We start from the raw sequence: 17,251 nt of genomic DNA on the forward strand, positions 1-17,251 counted from the left end.
ATACCGATATCCGCAGGGATTTATAGTCAAAACCTATAAATCTAATGTTCAGAAATTTAAGGATAAAAGATGCCACGGAGACCTGTATGACACGGCCGTTTACCGATTCCGTTTTCGATCTCGGCCAGATTAATCTGCGGCTGTTGCACTACTTTCGCGTGGTGGCGGAGGAGCTGAGTTTCAGCAAGGCGGCGGTGCGTCTGAATATGTCGCAGCCGCCGCTCAGTCTGCATATCAAAGAGCTGGAGAATCTGCTTGGCACGCCGTTGTTTCTGCGTACCACGCGGTCAGTGTCGCTGACACCTGCCGGTGCGGCGCTGATGCGGGAAGCCGGACTGATGCTCGACAGCATTAACCGTTCGCTGCATCAGGTACGCAAAATTGGACGCGGGGAAGTCGGGCACATTCAGTTTGGTACCGTGGGCACCGCCGCCTGGGGACCGCTGATGCCTGCGCTGAACAGCTTTGCCCGTATTGCGCCCGAGATCAGCTGGACAGTGACAGAACTGACGCCTGTGCAGCAGATTGATGCTTTGCAGTTGCAGCGTATTGATATCGGTATCTGGCGCGAGGCAAAATTGGCGCTTCCGCACGGGTTGTCGAGCCGTCTTATGGGGCGCGAAAACGTGGCGCTGGCGATTTCTGAACATCATCCGCTGGCGATGAAAAACAGCGTCGTGCTCGGTGAACTGGCGCATGAGGATTTTATTCTGATGCCGATGAACGCATCGAGTCTGGGCAGTTATCTGTATTCGATGTGCCGTCAGCACGGTTTTTTACCAAAAATCGTTCAGCAGGTGAATGAGCCGCAAACGGCGCTGGCGCTGGTGGCGAACGGTTATGGCATCACGCTGTTGCCGGAAAGTTATGCGCGTATTCACTGGCCTGGTGTGCGGTTCTGTGCCCTGAGTGAACGGTTGCCGGTAGATTTGTATGCGATTTATCCGCTGGATTCGGTGACACCGGCGGCGGCACGATTTCTGGATTCACTGGAAGGAAAGCGTGAAACAGCAGGGCCGGAGCCCCGCTGTTAAGGAAGTGACGGAATGTTATGCCGCCATCTCGCGGTGGATTTTTTCCGCTTTACTGCGCACACCGGCGATGATCACCGCCAGCACCAGCAGAACGTATGAGACGGTCGCGATATTCAGCGCCCAGAACAGGCCGTACTCGCGGTAAATGAAGGAGGAGAACGAGGCGAAAATCAGCGTACCGACGGAAGCCGTTGTCAGCAGCGCAGAGGTCAGCGTTGGCGGTGAGTTTTTCACCTGCAGGCTGCCGTAGCTCATCAGGCCGGAGAACATACCGGAGTTACAGAAACCGAACAGGCCAACCGCAATCATCACCAGCGTGGTGTTCTCATTGTGTGTCACCACAAACAGGCTGATTAACCCGATGATGGCTGACGCAAACAGGAAGGTACGCAGTTTCACAAAACGTACGGTGAACTGGTTCAGGAACAGGCCAATCGCTTTCACCATCCAGTAAGTGGTGATGTAAATCGCCGCTTTGTCAGTGTCCAGATCGAAATGCTCATGCAACCAGCTTGGCATCCACAGGGTGAAAACCAGTTCGCTGAAGACGAAGGCGAACAGGGCAAAACACAACACATAAGCCGCGAAGCCCCAAGGCTCTTTCGCTTCACGCTCGCTTTTCGCCACTTTTTCCGGCTGAGCCACGGTCGGGAATTTCTGACCCACACACAGCAGGATCATCAGCACGCTCAGCGTACCCATGATGCCGTACATCGCCAGCCAGCTCGCGCCATGCTTGAACAGGAAACCGAGCACCAGAGACAGCGTCATGCCGGAAAGCGCAAAGAAGAAGTCGGTGAAGATTAAGTTGGCTGAACGTTTTTTCGGATCGTCATTAATTCGCACAACCAGATAGCTGCCAATCGACATCATCAGGCCAGCTGTGGCACCAATCAGGAAAACACCGATGCCAAACAGGGTGATCGAAGGCATCACGAACAGTGCGATACAGGTCAGGATAGTGATAACAGAACCCGTGATCAGTTGCTTACCCAGATCGAACTTACGCATCAGGATGCCACTGATCATGATCGGCAGGAATAAACCGATGTTCATCAGTGAGAACATGAGGCCGATAAAGGCGGGATCTTTATTAAACGCGGTGGCGACTGGCCCGATAACAATACCCAGAGTGGAGACAAGTCCCCCTGTAAAAAAGTAACTTAGCCACGAAATCACATTAAGACGCGGGCGGTTATAAACAGTTTCCATAAACTGATTTCCTAAAAAGAGAAAATAAAAAAGTCGCGGTAAGCTTATCCAGAGGTGCTTTTCCCGCGATTAGGACGTTTATTATTGCTGTTCTCTGGTGATTTGTCCCGCATGTATATTCAATTGCAGCATTTGTTTTTCCTAAACAATCTAAGCAATTAGCGCCATTTTGGTGGCGATGCATTTCTGCTTTACATACTGTAGCGGGCTAAATATAGTCAAAAAACAGGTCAACATCTTCCATACATAAATACAACATCGAAAGGTGCAGTGCTAATGAGTTCTTCTACTGATAATTCAGCGGCTTCCGTTTCGAACAAGAAGCGTCCGGTCATCGCTATTCATGGGGGGGCCGGGGCAATAACCCGTGCGGCAATGAGCGCCGAAAAAGAACAACTTTACTTAGCCGAACTGGAAAGGATTGTCAGCGCCGGACAGGCTATTCTGGCCGCCGGTGGCAGCGCGTTGGACGCAGTTACCGAAGCCGTGCGCCTGCTGGAAGAATGCCCGTTATTTAATGCAGGTAAAGGCGCGGTATTCACCCATCAGGGGGCGCATGAATTAGATGCCTGCATTATGGATGGCCGCACACTGGATGCCGGCGCGGTTTGCGGCGTCAGCCATATCCGCAATCCCATTCTGACTGCCCGTAAGGTGCTGGAAAACAGCCCGCACGTGCTGTTTACCGGCGCAGGCGCAGAAGATTTTGCCCGTGCCAATGGTCAGGAAATGGTGGAGCCGGAGTATTTTTTCACTCAGGAACGTTATGACCAGTTGCAGCGCGCCATCGCCGCTGATACCGGGGTGATGCTCGATCACGACGGGGCGACGCTGAATGCTTCAGGCGAACCGATTGATCCGGAACATAAATTCGGCACCGTAGGCGCGGTGGCGATAGATGAACTTGGTAATCTGGCGGCGGCAACATCAACCGGCGGAATGACTAACAAACAGGCCGGACGCGTTGGCGACTCGCCGATCATTGGCGCAGGGTGCTACGCCAGCAACAATACGGTGGCGATTTCCAGCACCGGAACGGGTGAAGTGTTTATGCGTACCGTCGCTGCTTACGACGTCGCGGCGCTGATGGAATACGCCGGCTTAACGCTGGAAGAAGCCACGCACAAAGTGGTGCAGGAAAAATTGCTCCCGCTGGGAGGAAGTGGCGGAATGATTGCCGTGGATAAATTTGGCAACGTGGAACTGCCTTTCAACAGTGAAGGTATGTACCGCGGCTTTGCCCGCGTGGGCGAAGCACCTGTCGTCAGTATTTACCGCTCATGAACCATTCCCTGACTCTGCCTTCCGACCACGTTCTGGCGGTAAGCCAGCTCAGCGTGCAGTTCGCGCATGAAGGGCAAATCATCCCGGCGGTGAATCAGCTCAGTTTTCAGGTGAAACGTGGCGAAACGCTGGCGATAGTCGGCGAATCCGGTTCCGGTAAATCCGTCACCTCGCTGGCGCTGATGCGTCTGGTTGAGCAGGGCGGCGGGCAGATCACGCAGGGCGAAATGCAGTTTCGACGCCGTAACGGTGAAGTGGTTGATCTGATGGCGGCGACGCAGCCCGCCATGCGCAGCCTGCGCGGTGCGGATATGGCGATGATATTTCAGGAGCCGATGACGTCGCTCAATCCGGTGTTTCCGGTAGGCGAACAGATTGCCGAGTCCATCCGTCTGCATCAGAACAAAGATCACCGTGCCGCGCGTGCCGAAGCCTTACGCATGCTTGATCTGGTGCGTATTCCCGAAGCCCGGAATATTCTCGACAGCTTTCCGCATCAGCTTTCCGGTGGTATGCGCCAGCGGGTGATGATTGCGATGGCGTTGTCGTGCAAACCGGCGTTACTGATAGCCGATGAACCGACCACGGCGCTGGATGTGACCATTCAGGCACAGATTTTACAGCTGATCCGTGTTCTGCAAAAAGAGATGCACATGGGCGTGATTTTCATCACCCACGACATGGGCGTGGTGGCGGAGATTGCCGACCGCGTGCTGGTCATGCATCAGGGTAACAGCGTGGAAACCGGCGAAGCGGGCGCGATATTTCGTACGCCGCAAGAACCCTATACGCAGACGTTGCTGGCGGCGGTGCCAAAACTCGGATCTATGGCCGGAAAACCCTTGCCGGCGAAATTCCCGTTACCTGATCAAGCAGAAAGCGATCCGGCGCTGATCCAAAACACCCTGACGCCCGGTGTGCCGCCGATATTGCAGGTGCGTGATCTGGTGACCCGTTTCGACCTGCGCAGCGGTATTTTTAACCGCGTGACACGTCGTGTTCATGCGGTTGAAAAAGTCAGTTTTGATTTGCATCCCGGTGAAACGCTGGCGCTGGTTGGCGAATCCGGTTGCGGAAAATCCACCACCGGCCGTTCGTTGCTTAAACTGGTGAAAAGTCAGGGCGGTACCATCACCTTTGACGGCAAGACACTGACGGACATCAGCGGCAGCGCACTGCAACATCTGCGCCGCGATATTCAGTTTATTTTCCAGGATCCTTATGCGTCACTCGACCCGCGTCTGACGGTCGGGTATTCGATTATGGAGCCGTTGCTGGTGCATAACCTGGCAAAGGGCGCAGAGGCAGAGGCGCGTGTCGCGTGGCTGCTGGAAAAAGTTGGGCTGCTGCCGGAACATGCGCAGCGCTATCCTCACGAATTCTCCGGCGGTCAGCGGCAGCGAATTTGTATCGCACGCGCACTGGCACTCAATCCTAAAGTGGTGATCGCTGACGAATCGGTATCGGCGCTGGATGTATCGATCCGCGCGCAAATCGTTAATCTTTTGATGGATTTACAGAAAGAGTTCGGGCTGGCCTTTTTGTTTATTTCACACGATATGGCGGTGGTGGAGCGCATCAGTCACCGCGTCGCCGTGATGTATCTCGGTCAGATTGTGGAAATCGGCTCGCGCCGCGCGGTGTTTGAAAATCCGCAGCATCCGTATACCCGCAAACTGATGGCGGCGGTGCCGGTGGCCGATCCGGGTCATAAGCGCAAAGATCAGGCGCTGCTGGTGGATGACATTCCCAGCCCGATTCGTGCGCTTAATGATGAGCCGGTTGTCGCACCGCTGGTTCAGGTGGCGGAAGGGCATTTTGTTGCCCGGCACGCCATTGCAGGCGTTTACTGATTTTTATGGTGGCTCATCTTGAACCACTTTTTAACGGGTATGACAGGAAAGGAACTGATATGAATCAGCATAAACACAAAGGTAAGAACGTTGTCCGTCAGGCCGTGCTCGCTGCCGCTGTTTTCGGTTCGCTGGCTTCGGCGTCTGCCTGGGCGGCGAAAGACGTGGTTGTCGCGGTAGGTTCTAACTTCACCTCGCTTGATCCTTATGACGCCAACGACACCCTGTCGCAGGCGGTGGCTAAATCTTTCTATCAGGGGCTGTTTGGCTTTGATAAAGATATGAAGCTGGAAAACGTGCTGGCTGACAGCTATACGGTCAGCAAAGATGGACTGGTTTACACCATCAAACTGCATCCGGGAATTAAATTCCAGGACGGCACAGATTTCAACGCCGCGGCGGTAAAGGTTAACTTTGACCGCGCGAGCAATCCGGACAGCCACCTCAAACGCTACAACCTGTTTAAAAATATCGCCAGCACCGAAGCGGTGGATGATACCACGGTGAAAATTACGCTGAAAGAACCGTTCTCCGCGTTCATCAACATTCTGGCGCACCCGTCGGCGGTGATTATTTCTCCGGCTGCGCTGACCAAATACGGCAAAGACATCGGCTTCCATCCTGTCGGTACCGGTCCGTACACGCTGGAACAATGGAATCAGACCGATTTCGTGAAAGTGAAGAAATTCGATGGTTACTGGAAAAAAGGCGAGCCGAAACTCGACACCATCACCTGGCGCCCGGTAGTGGATAACAATACCCGTGCTGCGATGCTGCAAACCGGTGAAGCGGATCTGGCGTTCCCTGTGCCTTACGAGCAGGCCGCATTACTGGAGAAAAACGATAAGCTGGATCTGGTGGCGGCGCCGTCGATTCTGCACCGTTACATCAGTTTTAACGTGACGCAAAAGCCTTTCGATAACGTCAAAGTGCGTGAGGCAATCAACTACGCCATTAACAAACAGGCGCTGATCAAAGTGGCCTTTGCCGGTTACGCGGTGCCATCAGAAGGGCCGCTGCCGCAGGGAATCGAATACGCCGCGAAATTTAAACCGTGGCCGTATGATCCGGCTAAAGCCAAACAATTGCTGAAAGAAGCCGGTTATCCGGACGGTTTCACCACTACGCTGTGGTCGTCGCACAACAACAGCACGGCGCAGAAAGTGTTGCAGTTCACCCAGCAGCAGCTGGCGCAGGTCGGTATCAAAGTAACGGTTACCGCAATGGATGCCGCGCAGCGTGCCGCACAGGTTGAGAACGTCGGGCAGAAAGAGGCGGGTATCCGCATGTTCTATACTGGCTGGTCGGCGTCTACCGGCGAAGCAGACTGGGCGCTGTCGCCGCTGTTCTCCACGCAGGCTGCGCCACCGAAGCAGTTCAACACGGCGTTCTACAGCAATGCGCAGGTGGATAAAGATCTGTCTGACGCGCTGAAAACCACCGACAAAGCCGAGAAAGCCAAACTGTACGCCGATGCCCAGAAACAAATCTGGACCGATGCACCGTGGGCATTCCTGGTGACCGAACGTCTGGTGTCGGCGAAAAATAAACGCCTGACCGGGTTCTATGTCATGCCGGATACGGCGTTCAGTTTTGATGATGCAGACGTGAAATAATACGCGGTGAAGCTTTCAGGGCGCGTGGCGCACAGCGTGCGCGCCCTGAACTCATGTGTTCCGGGTCCGGAACATGGATGTCGAACCGTGAAATCACAGACAGCGAATCATGCTTAATTATTTTTTAAAACGATTACTCGGACTGATCCCGACACTGCTGATTGTGGCTGTGCTGGTGTTTTTATTTGTGCATTTGCTGCCGGGCGATCCGGCACGGCTGATGGCCGGACAGGATGCCGATGCCAGCGTGGTAGCACTGGTACGTCAGGATCTCGGGCTGGATAAACCGCTTTATCAGCAATTCCTCACTTTTTTCGGCAATGCGCTGACCGGTGATTTCGGTCACTCGATGGTGTCAAAACGCCCGGTCATTGATGAAATCAGTTCCCGCTTTATGCCGACTTTCTGGCTGACGCTGACCAGCATGGTGTGGTCGGTGATTTTCGGACTGGTGATTGGCGTGGTATCTGCCGTCTGGCGCAACCGCTGGCCGGACCGTCTTGGTATGGCGCTGGCTGTCTCGGGCATTTCCTTCCCGGCTTTCGCGCTGGGCATGCTGCTGATGCAAATCTTTTCCGTAGAACTGGGCTGGTTGCCGACGGTGGGAGCAGACGGCTGGCAACATTATATTCTGCCTTCTGTTACGCTCGGCGCGGCCGTGGCGGCGATCATGGCCCGCTTTACCCGCGCTTCATTTGTCGAAGTTATGCAGGAAGATTACATGCGCACCGCACGTGCCAAAGGCGTGCATGAGGCGATGGTGGTGGTCAAACACGGTCTGCGAAACGCGATGATCCCGGTGGTCACCATGATGGGGCTGCAGTTTGGCTTCCTGCTTGGCGGCTCGATTGTCGTGGAAAAAGTCTTCAACTGGCCGGGATTAGGGCGGTTGCTGGTCGATTCCGTTGAGATGCGTGATTATCCGGTGATACAGGCAGAAGTGCTGCTGTTCTCGCTGGAGTTCATCCTCATCAATCTGCTGGTGGACATGTTGTACGCCGTCATCAACCCTTCCATCCGATACAAGTGAGTCAACGCATGAAAAACTGGCGGCGAAATGCCGTACTCGCGAGTTTGCCGATAATCACACCGGGAACTGCGCAATCACAGGCGGTCCGGACACCGTGGAAAGCGTTCTGGCGCCGATTCCGCAGGCAGCATATTGCGATGATTGCGGGTGTATTTATCCTGTTTCTGATTGTCGCGGCGATGTTTGCGCCATGGCTGGTGCCGTTTGATCCGGAAAACTATTTCGATTATGACCGTCTGAACGAGGGCCCGTCGCTGGTTCACTGGCTCGGCGTGGATTCGCTGGGGCGCGATATTTTCAGCCGCATTCTGATGGGTACGCGGATATCACTCACCGCTGGCGTACTGTCTGTGGTGCTCGGTGCCGCGATCGGCACGGTATTCGGATTACTGGCCGGTTACTACGAAGGCTGGTGGGACCGCATCACCATGCGCGTTTGCGACGTGCTGTTTGCCTTCCCCGGTATTCTGCTGGCGATTGCCGTGGTGGCGGTGATGGGCAACGGCATGTCTAACGTGATCATCGCGGTCGCCATCTTCAGTATTCCGGCGTTCGCACGTCTGGTGCGCGGCAATACGCTGGTGCTTAAGCAGCAAACTTATATTGAATCCGCGCGCAGCATCGGCGCATCCGACGCCACAATATTGTTCCGTCACATCCTGCCGGGCACGTTGTCATCGATAGTGGTGTATTTCACTATGCGCATCGGTACGTCAATTATTACTGCTGCCAGCCTGTCGTTCCTCGGCATGGGCGCACAGCCGCCAACGCCGGAGTGGGGCGCGATGCTCAACGAAGCCCGCGCCGACATGGTCATGGCGCCGCACGTGGCAATCTTTCCAAGTCTGGCAATATTTCTGACCGTACTGGCGTTTAATTTATTGGGCGATGGATTAAGGGATGCGCTGGATCCGAAATTGAAGAATTGAGATTTTGGGGATCCCCAAAGCCCCCTTTTTAACTGAATCTCGAAGATTTCGGTTTCTTAATAACAACTTTCACATGACCTGCTGTGTTTGAAACCGACCAAAGAGGGCTAAGACGAGCCCTCTTTGGAATCTCCACGTCTCAAACTGCACGCTCCGCTCGCTGGCAATGTTTCAGGTATTACCGAGACCGGCTGGAAATCTTGCCGCCAGGCGGTGCCTTCATTTCGGGATTGTAGCCTTGGGTCTGCAGCCTCTCATTCAGCAAGCTTTCTGAATCGCCCGCATGATCTTAAAATCACAGCGGACAGTTTTTCATCTTTTAAAAAAGTTGATTGACGCGATCAAAAATGGCACCGAATAAACGGTTCGAGACCCAAGGCTCGAATCCTGAAATGAGGGAATCGCAAAGCAATGACATTTTGCGCCACTCACTGATGTACCTGAACATGTCCGTCGTGACAGCGATAGCGGGGAGTTAAAAAGCGAGGGGAAATCCAAAAGGGGAAAAGCACTTCCCCCTTTTGGGCGGTTTCGACGCAATGAATCAGGTGATCACAGCCATTGAGAAACCGAAGTTTTCTCATTCAGCATCAAAAGGCATTACGCACTCATGCCCCGGAGTGCAAAAACTCCGCATGGAATCGCAGGTGATCTTCCACAAACGAGGCAATCGTGAAGTAACTGTGATCGTACCCCGGCTGTGCGCGCAGTTGTAACGGCCAGCCGCGCTGACGGGCGATTTCTGCCAGTTTTGACGGCTGCAACTGATCCGCCAGGAACTGATCGCCATCGCCCTGATCGACTAAAATCGGGAACGTTTTTTGATCCGCCGGCAATGTACTCAGCAGGTGGCAACTGTCGTATTGCAGCCACTGGCTTTCGTCATCACCCAGATACGCGCTGAAGGCCTTACGCCCCCACGGCACCTGAGCCGGATTCACGATGGGCGCAAAGGCAGACACAGAACAGAAACGCTGCGGATTACGCAACGCCAGCATCAGCGCGCCGTGGCCGCCCATTGAGTGGCCGAAAATCGACTGACGATCGCTGACCTTGAAATGCCCGCTGATCAGCGCAGGCAATTCATCGAGCAGGTAATCGTACATCCGGTAATGCGCTGCCCACGGCGACTGCGTGGCGTTCAGGTAAAAACCTGCGCCCTGACCGAGGTCGTAGCCTTCGTCGTTGGCGACACCTTCACCACGCGGGCTGGTGTCCGGCATCACCAGAATCAGCCCCAGCTCTGCCGCGACGCGCTGCGCCCCGGCTTTAAGGGTGAAGTTTTCATCATTACAGGTCAGGCCCGACAGCCAGTACAGCACCGGCGGCGGTGCATCGTCCTTCGCCGGTGGCAGATAAATGCTGAACGTCATGCTGCAATTCAGGCTCGCAGACGTATGGCGGTAGCGCTGTTGCCAGCCGCCAAACATCCGGTGTTCTTCGAGTAGTTCAATCGAGCTGCTCATCGAAACATTCCTTACTTATTAAAATGAATAACCGTGCGGATAGATTTCCCTTCGTGCATCAGGTCAAAAGCTTCGTTGATTTCTTCCAGCGGCAGGGTGTGGGTGATGAAATCGTTCAGGGCGAATTCGCCGTCCAGATAACGTTGCACAATGCCCGGCAGCTGGCTGCGGCCTTTCACGCCACCAAATGCAGAACCACGCCATACGCGCCCGGTCACCAGCTGGAACGGTCGGGTGGAGATTTCTTCACCGGCACCGGCCACGCCGATGATGACGGATTCGCCCCAGCCTTTGTGGCAGCATTCGAGCGCGGAACGCATCACGTTCACGTTGCCGATACATTCGAAGGAGAAGTCCACGCCGCCGTCGGTCATTTCGACGATGACGTCCTGAATCGGCTTATCGTAATCTTTCGGGTTGATCAGATCCGTTGCGCCGAGTTTACGCGCCAGATCGAACTTGCTGGTGTTCAGGTCGATACCAATGATGCGGCCTGCGCCCGCCATGACCGCGCCAATAATCGCCGAAAGACCGATGCCACCCAGACCGAAGATCGCCACGGTGTCGCCTTTTTTGACTTTAGCGGTGTTCATTACCGCGCCCATACCGGTGGTCACGCCGCAACCCAGCAGACACACTTCTTCCAGCGGCGCTTCTTTGTTGATTTTCGCCAGAGAAATCTCAGGGACGACGGTGTATTCGGAGAAAGTCGAGGTGCCCATGTAATGGAAAATCGGCTTGCCGTCTTTGAAGAAACGGGTGGTGCCGTCCGGCATCAGACCTTTACCCTGAGTGGTACGGATTGCCTGACACAGGTTGGTTTTGCCGGATTTACAGAACTTACACTCGCCACATTCCGGTGTGTACAGCGGGATCACGTGATCGCCGACAGCCACGCTGGTGACGCCTTCTCCAACGGCTTCAACGATACCGCCGCCTTCATGGCCGAGGATCGCCGGGAAAACACCTTCCGGATCTTTGCCGGACAGTGTGTAAGCATCAGTATGGCAAACACCGGTGGCGACGATCCGCACCAGCACTTCGCCTTTTTGTGGTGGCATCAAATCGACTTCTTCGATGGACAGAGGTTGATTCGGGCCCCAGGCGACGGCCGCACGCGTTTTAATCATTTCCATTATGTAGCTCCAGTCAGGTGTTTTTAGCTTAATCAGATTTCAGGTTAATAAGTCGGATGCAAGGCCGGGTCATGTTCGCCAGCCAGCGGGTGTTTCAGTAACGGGATCACACCGTCATTCTGTTCGATAATCAGTTCTTTCAGCGCCCGGACATTCGGGCTGAACGCATCCCTGCGCCAGATAAGCCAGGTAGCGGTATCGGCGAACTCATCCGGAATTTCGTGAATTTCTACCCGCTCGTGGCCGGGCAATTGTTCCAGCACCGAACGCGGGATCATGGCGATACCCGCGCCGCTGGCGACGCAGGCCATCATCGAATGATAGGACTGAATCTCCATCGTATTGGTGACCGGCACACTCATATGCTTGATCCAGCCCTGCAAACGCTGGCGGTAGGAACAACTCGGGCGAAACGCAAAAACGGTATGACCGCTGCGACCGGCGGGCACATCCAGTGGCGATTCGCCCAGCGGACTGATCACCACCATCCGTTCACGAAAAGAGATACAGCCGTTGATGTCGTCAAAATCGACCGGGCCATCAACCAGTGCTGCAGCGAGACGTCCGGCACGGACGCTGTCGATGGTTTCACCGGACGTGGCGGTCACCAGCGATAACGCGACCTGGGGGAATTTCTGATGATAGGCTGCCAGCAATGTCGGCAGACGTGTTGCCGCCGTGCTTTCCATCGAACCCAGCGCGAAATTCCCGGCAGGTTCACCGGCATGCGTGATGCTCATGGCTTCGTCGCTCAGCGCAAGAATGCGCTCGGCGTAGTTAAGGAAGTTGTGACCCATCGCGGAAAGGCGGATGCGCTGTTTTTCTCGGATGAACAAATCAGTGCCCAGTTCGAGTTCGAGCTGGCGCAAACGGGTGGTCAGGTTTGATGGCACGCGATGTAACTGCTCTGCCGCACGCGCCAGCGAACCGGTTTCCGCTACGCAGCAAAACATCCGTAACTGAGTCAGATCCATGATGGGTTCCTGTGTTCTCTAATCGTAAACAACTTGGTTTGTATTATTCAGTTTTCGTGATTGTACTCATAAGGCATCATAGCCACAACTTCCAATTAACTTTCTTTTAAGAAATCTGCTGTTTTCGGCAACAGGCTTTGAGTATGTTTATTCATTGTTTCTGATATGTTGCATCGAGGTTTCTTGTGACGGAGCAGTTATGGCTTTTCGTATTGCGCTAAGTGGTTTTCTGGCTTTTGTGGTTGCGATGGGTATCGGGCGCTTCGCCTTTACGCCGCAGGTTCCTTTAATGATAGCTGAACATCAGTTCAGTCTGACCGGCGCGGGGCTGGTCGCGGCGTTCAACTATCTCGGTTATCTGTGCGGCGCATTCGATGGTATGCGTGCCAGCAAACATCTCGAACGCCGTTTGTGGCTGGGCGTGTGGGGCGGCGTGATCCTGACATTATTGTCGGCGGTGATTTCCGGCGAAGTGCTGCACAGCATTGTGCGCTTTCTCATCGGCTGGACCAGTGGCTGGGCGATGGTGATGGTGTCAGCGTGGTGTAACGAACGGCTGGCGCATTATGGTCGTCCTGCATTGAGTGCCGCGGTGTTCGCCGGGCCGGGCGCGGGGATTTTCCTCAGTGGTATGTTAGCGGTGGGTATCCACAGTTTACAACTGACCTCGGCACAGGCCTGGTGCGTGTACGGTGCGCTGGCGCTGATTTTCGTGGCAATTATTACGCCGAACCTGCCACGAAAAGGCGATTTGCACCGTTCTCATATGGCGACGGAACCGCTGGTGATGACGCCTGCGCTGAAACGTCTGGTGTGGAGCTACAGTCTGGCGGGCTTTGGTTACATCCTGCCGGCGACGTTTCTATCGCAGATGGCGAGTGCGCGTTTCCCTGACAGCCTGTTCGCCCAGTTCGTCTGGCCGGTGTTTGGGGGCGCAGCGGTTGTCGGCATCGTCATCGGTATTCTGACCCGGCATTGTCTGACGACGCATAAGCGCCTGGCGCTGACCTTATGGGCGCAGGGGCTGGGAATTTTATGTGCGGAAGTGGTGCCGGGCGTGACCGGGCTGGTACTCGGGGCATTGCTGACCGGCGGTGGTTTCCTCAGCGTGGTGCAGCTGGCCTTACAGTGCAGCCGCGAACTGGCGCCCAATCACAGCCGCTATATGGCCGGATTGCTGACCACCGGTTATGCCGTGGGTCAGTTATTTGGCCCGGTTCTGTCGGCGATTTCTACCGCGCTGACGCACCGGCTGGAGCCTGCGCTGTATGTCGCGCTGGCCGGTTTCATTGTTGCAGGTACGCTGGTCTTACGTGATAACCGATAAGTTGCAGCTATTTCATCCATCATGAAACACTATCACTGGATTCTGAACCGGCTCTCCTCTACAGTAAGCCACCTCACTTTAGCGTGATCTGCGTCAAAGTGATTACATCTGCCGGAGAAAGAAAGAATGCCAATCCTGAGTAAAGAAGCCATTTTGGTTCACGAGGCCCTGTTAGCCCGTGGTCTGGAAACCCCTCTGCGTGAAGCTTTGCCGATCGACAATGAAACGCGCAAGCAGCGGATCCAGGAACATATGACCGGTATTATGCAGCTTCTTAATCTGGATCTTTCCGATGACAGTCTGGCGGAAACGCCGCACCGCATCGCCAAGATGTATGTGGATGAAATCTTCTCCGGGCTCGATTACGCTAACTTCCCGAAAATCACCGTCATCGAAAATAAGATGAAGGTGGATGAGATGGTCACCGTGCGCGATATCACCCTGACCAGCACCTGCGAACACCATTTCGTGACCATCGACGGCAAAGCGACCGTGGCGTACATCCCGAAAGATACCGTGATTGGTCTGTCGAAAATCAACCGCATCGTGCAGTTCTTCTCGCAGCGCCCGCAGGTTCAGGAACGTCTGACCCAGCAGATTCTGGTGGCTTTGCAAACCCTGCTCGGCACCACCAACGTGGCGGTTTCCATTGACGCGGTGCATTACTGCGTGAAAGCGCGCGGTGTGCGTGACGCGACCAGCGCAACGACCACGACTTCTCTGGGCGGATTATTTAAGTCCAGCCAGAACACCCGACAAGAATTTTTAAGAACGGTGAGACACGCCAGCTAAGGGCGGCGTTTTAACCGGTCAGACACTTTAATATTGCGGCACCTTCAGGGTGCCGTTAGTCTGTCTGGAGCCCGCACAATTATCAGCTCCTTACCGTTAACAGGAACGCCAGGTATGCGCTCACGTATTGCCACGCTCGACTTTGCCCGTGGTCTCGCCATTTTTGGCATTCTTCTGCTCAATATCAGCGCCTTCGGTTTACCGAAAGCCGCGTACCTGAATCCGGCATTTGCCGGAACACCGTCGACTTCTGATACCTGGACATGGGCGGTGCTCGACGCCGTGGCGCAGGGCAAATTCCTGATGATGTTCGCGATGCTGTTTGGCGGCGGGCTGTATTTGCTGCTGCCGCGAGGCAAGCACTGGATACAGGCGCGTCTTTCGATTCTGTTGCTGTGCGGATTTTTACACGCGACCTTGCTGTGGGATGGCGATATTTTGCTGTCTTACGGGCTGATCGGCCTGGTGTGCTGGCGGATGGTGCGGGAAGGGCGCAGCAGTCAGTCGCTGATTTCAACGGGCATCATTTTGTATCTGATTGGCGTGGCGGTACTGGCCATGCTCGGGCTGATCAGTTCACCCAAGCCTGGCAGTTTCTGGCTTCCGGGACCGGCAGAAATTCAGTATGAACAATACTGGCGGCTGAAAGGCGGCTGGGAAGCCATTCAGAACCGGCTCGATTTGCTGTCGTCCAGTCTGCTGGCGATCGGCGCGCAATATGGCTGGGAACTGGCGGGCGCCATGCTCATCGGTTCCGGTCTGATGCGCAGCGGATGGCTGAAAGGCGAGTTCCGCCCTTCGCATTACCGTAAAGTCGCCGGGGTGCTGTTACCGCTTTCATTGCTGATACAAATTCCGGCGATATACATGCAATACCGCACCGGCTGGGACTACCGCTGGAGTGGTTTTTTGCTGCAGGTACCCCGTGAAATCGGCTCCCTGATGCAGGCTGTCAGCTATCTGGCGCTGTGTTACGGCTTCTGGCCGCACATCTCCCGCTGGCACCTGACGCGCTGGGTTTCACAAGTCGGGCGCATGGCGCTGACCAACTATCTGTTACAGACACTTATCTGCATCACATTCTTCAATGTTTTCGGCTTCTACCAGCACTTCGACCGGCTACAGCTGGTTGCGCTGGTGCCGCTGGTCTGGGCGTGCAATTTACTGGTAACGCTGCTGTGGTTGCGTCGTTTCAGACAGGGGCCGGTGGAGTGGTTATGGCGTAAGCTGACAGCGAAAGCTGCGGGCGAAGAACTGAAAACCGCCTGAGCCTGGGGTCGATACATCATCCTAAATGATAGATTTGGGATGAAGGTTGCAGAATTGTATGTAAACGTTTTCTTTCCTGTGACGAGATTCACGCAGGCGTTTTCACAAAATGATTAGGATAGCGGTCGTGCCAGTCCGACGACCACTACACTAATAAAGGAAACGCCATGAGCACTTCACCTCGCTTCTCTTTGTCTGCATTTTTTACTTCCTGGGTCAAAAATTTCCGTATTCCTCCTTACCATTCTCTGGCTGATCACGGAGCGACGCATGGTCACCATTCGTGATGTTGCCCGGCTGGCGGGCGTTTCTGTCGCCACCGTTTCACGTGTTCTGAACAACCCGGCAATCGCCAGCAAAGAAGCGCGCGAACAGGTTTTGCAGGCAGTCGCCACGCTGGGATACCGGCCAAATGCCAATGCGCAGGCGCTGGCGACACAAAGCAGCGACACTATCGGCGTAGTCGTGATGGACGTTTCCGACCCCTTTTTTGGCGCACTGGTCAAAGCGGTGGATACCGTTGCCCAGCAGCATCAGAAATATGTCCTGATAGGTAACAGCTATCATATTGCCGAAAAAGAAAGGCATGCCATTGAGGTTTTGATTCGTCAACGCTGTAACGCGCTGATTGTGCATTCCAAAGCGCTGGGAGATGACGAGCTTTCGCGCTTTATGGATCAGGTTTCCGGCATGGTGCTGATTAACCGGGTTATTCCGGGCTACGAACATCGTTGTGTTTGGCTCGATAATGTCAGCGGCGCGGAAATGGCGACCCGTTTGCTGCTTTCGCAAGGGCATCAGCGTATTGGCTATATCGGATCCAGCCACGGTATTGAAGACGATTTGCAGCGCTATCAGGGCTATTCACAGGCAATGACGCAGGCACATCAGACCGGTGACGCGCCGCCTGCTGCGTGGCGGGCACAAAGTTCCCCCGATTTGCAGGGCGGGGAGGCGGCGATGGTGGAATTGCTCGGCCGTAATTTACATCTGAGTGCGGTGTTTACGTATAACGATTCGATGGCGGCGGGGGCGATGGCAGTGTTGAAAGAAAACGGAATTAACATTCCTGACGATTTTTCCCTGATTGGTTTTGATGATATTCCCATCGCCCGCTATACCAGTCCGAAGATGACGACGGTGCGCTATCCCATCGTTTCGATGGCGACGCTGGCGACCGAACTGGCCCTAAAAGGTGCGGCAGAACAGCTATCTGCGGGCGTTTCACATTGTTTTATGCCGACGCTGGTCAGACGCCATTCGGTGTCACCATGGCAAAATGTGGCACCCGTCACTTATTGATCAAATAACGCGATGTAACCGTTTTCA

At 54.8% G+C, this 17,251-nt stretch carries 14 protein-coding genes; 10 read left to right on the top strand and 4 right to left on the bottom strand.

Annotated features, from left to right (window positions below; translation table 11 throughout):
• Positions 1-86 precede the first annotated feature (86 nt).
• On the top strand, positions 87-1,034 hold the full coding sequence (locus J1778_RS22310; RefSeq protein ID WP_217175018.1) for a LysR family transcriptional regulator: 948 nt from the start codon (positions 87-89) through the stop codon (positions 1,032-1,034).
• A gap of 15 nt (positions 1,035-1,049) precedes the next feature.
• Here J1778_RS22310 and tsgA read toward each other — a convergent pair whose 3' ends face one another.
• Complete coding sequence (gene tsgA, locus J1778_RS22315; protein ID WP_217175019.1) at positions 1,050-2,246, bottom strand: MFS transporter TsgA; 1,197 nt, start codon at positions 2,244-2,246, stop codon at positions 1,050-1,052.
• A 276-nt stretch (positions 2,247-2,522) separates the two neighbouring features.
• On the opposite strand from tsgA, the gene J1778_RS22320 reads away from it, so the two are divergent.
• The 5 genes from J1778_RS22320 to gsiD all read left to right on the top strand — a co-directional run bounded on the left by J1778_RS22320 (position 2,523) and on the right by gsiD (position 8,958).
• Complete coding sequence (locus tag J1778_RS22320; protein ID WP_217175020.1) at positions 2,523-3,530, top strand: isoaspartyl peptidase/L-asparaginase family protein; 1,008 nt, start codon at positions 2,523-2,525, stop codon at positions 3,528-3,530.
• Positions 3,527-5,383 (top strand): glutathione ABC transporter ATP-binding protein GsiA, encoded by a 1,857-nt coding sequence (gsiA, locus tag J1778_RS22325; protein ID WP_217175021.1) that lies wholly within the window; start codon positions 3,527-3,529, stop codon positions 5,381-5,383. The genes J1778_RS22320 and gsiA overlap by 4 nt, the downstream gene beginning before the upstream one ends.
• Positions 5,384-5,442: 59 nt before the next feature.
• Positions 5,443-6,999, top strand: coding sequence for a glutathione ABC transporter substrate-binding protein GsiB (gene gsiB, locus J1778_RS22330; RefSeq protein WP_217175022.1), 1,557 nt, complete (start codon positions 5,443-5,445; stop codon positions 6,997-6,999).
• Positions 7,000-7,108: 109 nt separating this feature from the next.
• Positions 7,109-8,029, top strand: a complete 921-nt coding sequence (gsiC, locus tag J1778_RS22335; protein ID WP_217175023.1) for a glutathione ABC transporter permease GsiC — start codon at positions 7,109-7,111, stop codon at positions 8,027-8,029.
• Between the two features lie 8 nt (positions 8,030-8,037).
• Positions 8,038-8,958 carry a glutathione ABC transporter permease GsiD gene (gene gsiD / locus J1778_RS22340; RefSeq protein WP_217175024.1) on the top strand — a complete coding sequence of 307 codons (921 nt, stop codon included), beginning with the start codon at positions 8,038-8,040 and terminating at the stop codon, positions 8,956-8,958.
• Positions 8,959-9,566: 608 nt separating this feature from the next.
• On the opposite strand, the gene fghA is transcribed toward gsiD, so the two are convergent.
• The 3 genes from fghA to ptrR are packed head-to-tail and all read right to left on the bottom strand — an operon-like array spanning position 9,567 to position 12,534.
• Entirely contained in the window at positions 9,567-10,424 is an 858-nt protein-coding gene (gene fghA, locus J1778_RS22345; RefSeq protein ID WP_217175025.1) for an S-formylglutathione hydrolase, read from the bottom strand.
• An 11-nt stretch (positions 10,425-10,435) separates the two neighbouring features.
• Positions 10,436-11,560: an S-(hydroxymethyl)glutathione dehydrogenase/class III alcohol dehydrogenase gene (locus J1778_RS22350; RefSeq protein ID WP_217175026.1), complete on the bottom strand. Its 1,125-nt coding sequence runs from the start codon at positions 11,558-11,560 to the stop codon at positions 10,436-10,438.
• 44 nt (positions 11,561-11,604) lie between these two features.
• Positions 11,605-12,534, bottom strand: a complete 930-nt coding sequence (gene ptrR / locus J1778_RS22355; RefSeq protein ID WP_217175027.1) for a putrescine utilization regulator PtrR — start codon at positions 12,532-12,534, stop codon at positions 11,605-11,607.
• A gap of 199 nt (positions 12,535-12,733) precedes the next feature.
• Between ptrR and J1778_RS22360 the strand changes: the two genes are divergently transcribed.
• The 4 genes from J1778_RS22360 to galS all read left to right on the top strand — a co-directional run bounded on the left by J1778_RS22360 (position 12,734) and on the right by galS (position 17,224).
• Complete coding sequence (locus tag J1778_RS22360) at positions 12,734-13,861, top strand: YbfB/YjiJ family MFS transporter (RefSeq protein ID WP_217175028.1); 1,128 nt, start codon at positions 12,734-12,736, stop codon at positions 13,859-13,861.
• 126 nt (positions 13,862-13,987) lie between these two features.
• The gene (gene folE / locus J1778_RS22365) at positions 13,988-14,653 is read left to right on the top strand and encodes a GTP cyclohydrolase I FolE (RefSeq protein WP_217175029.1); all 666 of its coding nucleotides are present in this window, start codon (positions 13,988-13,990) and stop codon (positions 14,651-14,653) included.
• A 114-nt stretch (positions 14,654-14,767) separates the two neighbouring features.
• Positions 14,768-15,922 (top strand): DUF418 domain-containing protein YeiB, encoded by a 1,155-nt coding sequence (yeiB, locus tag J1778_RS22370; protein WP_217175030.1) that lies wholly within the window; start codon positions 14,768-14,770, stop codon positions 15,920-15,922.
• A gap of 270 nt (positions 15,923-16,192) precedes the next feature.
• Complete coding sequence (galS, locus tag J1778_RS22375) at positions 16,193-17,224, top strand: HTH-type transcriptional regulator GalS (RefSeq protein WP_217175031.1); 1,032 nt, start codon at positions 16,193-16,195, stop codon at positions 17,222-17,224.
• Positions 17,225-17,251: the final 27 nt, after the last annotated feature.

It is taken from the genome of Rahnella bonaserana (assembly GCF_019049675.1).
Taxonomy (GTDB): Bacteria; Pseudomonadota; Gammaproteobacteria; order Enterobacterales; family Enterobacteriaceae; genus Rahnella; species Rahnella bonaserana.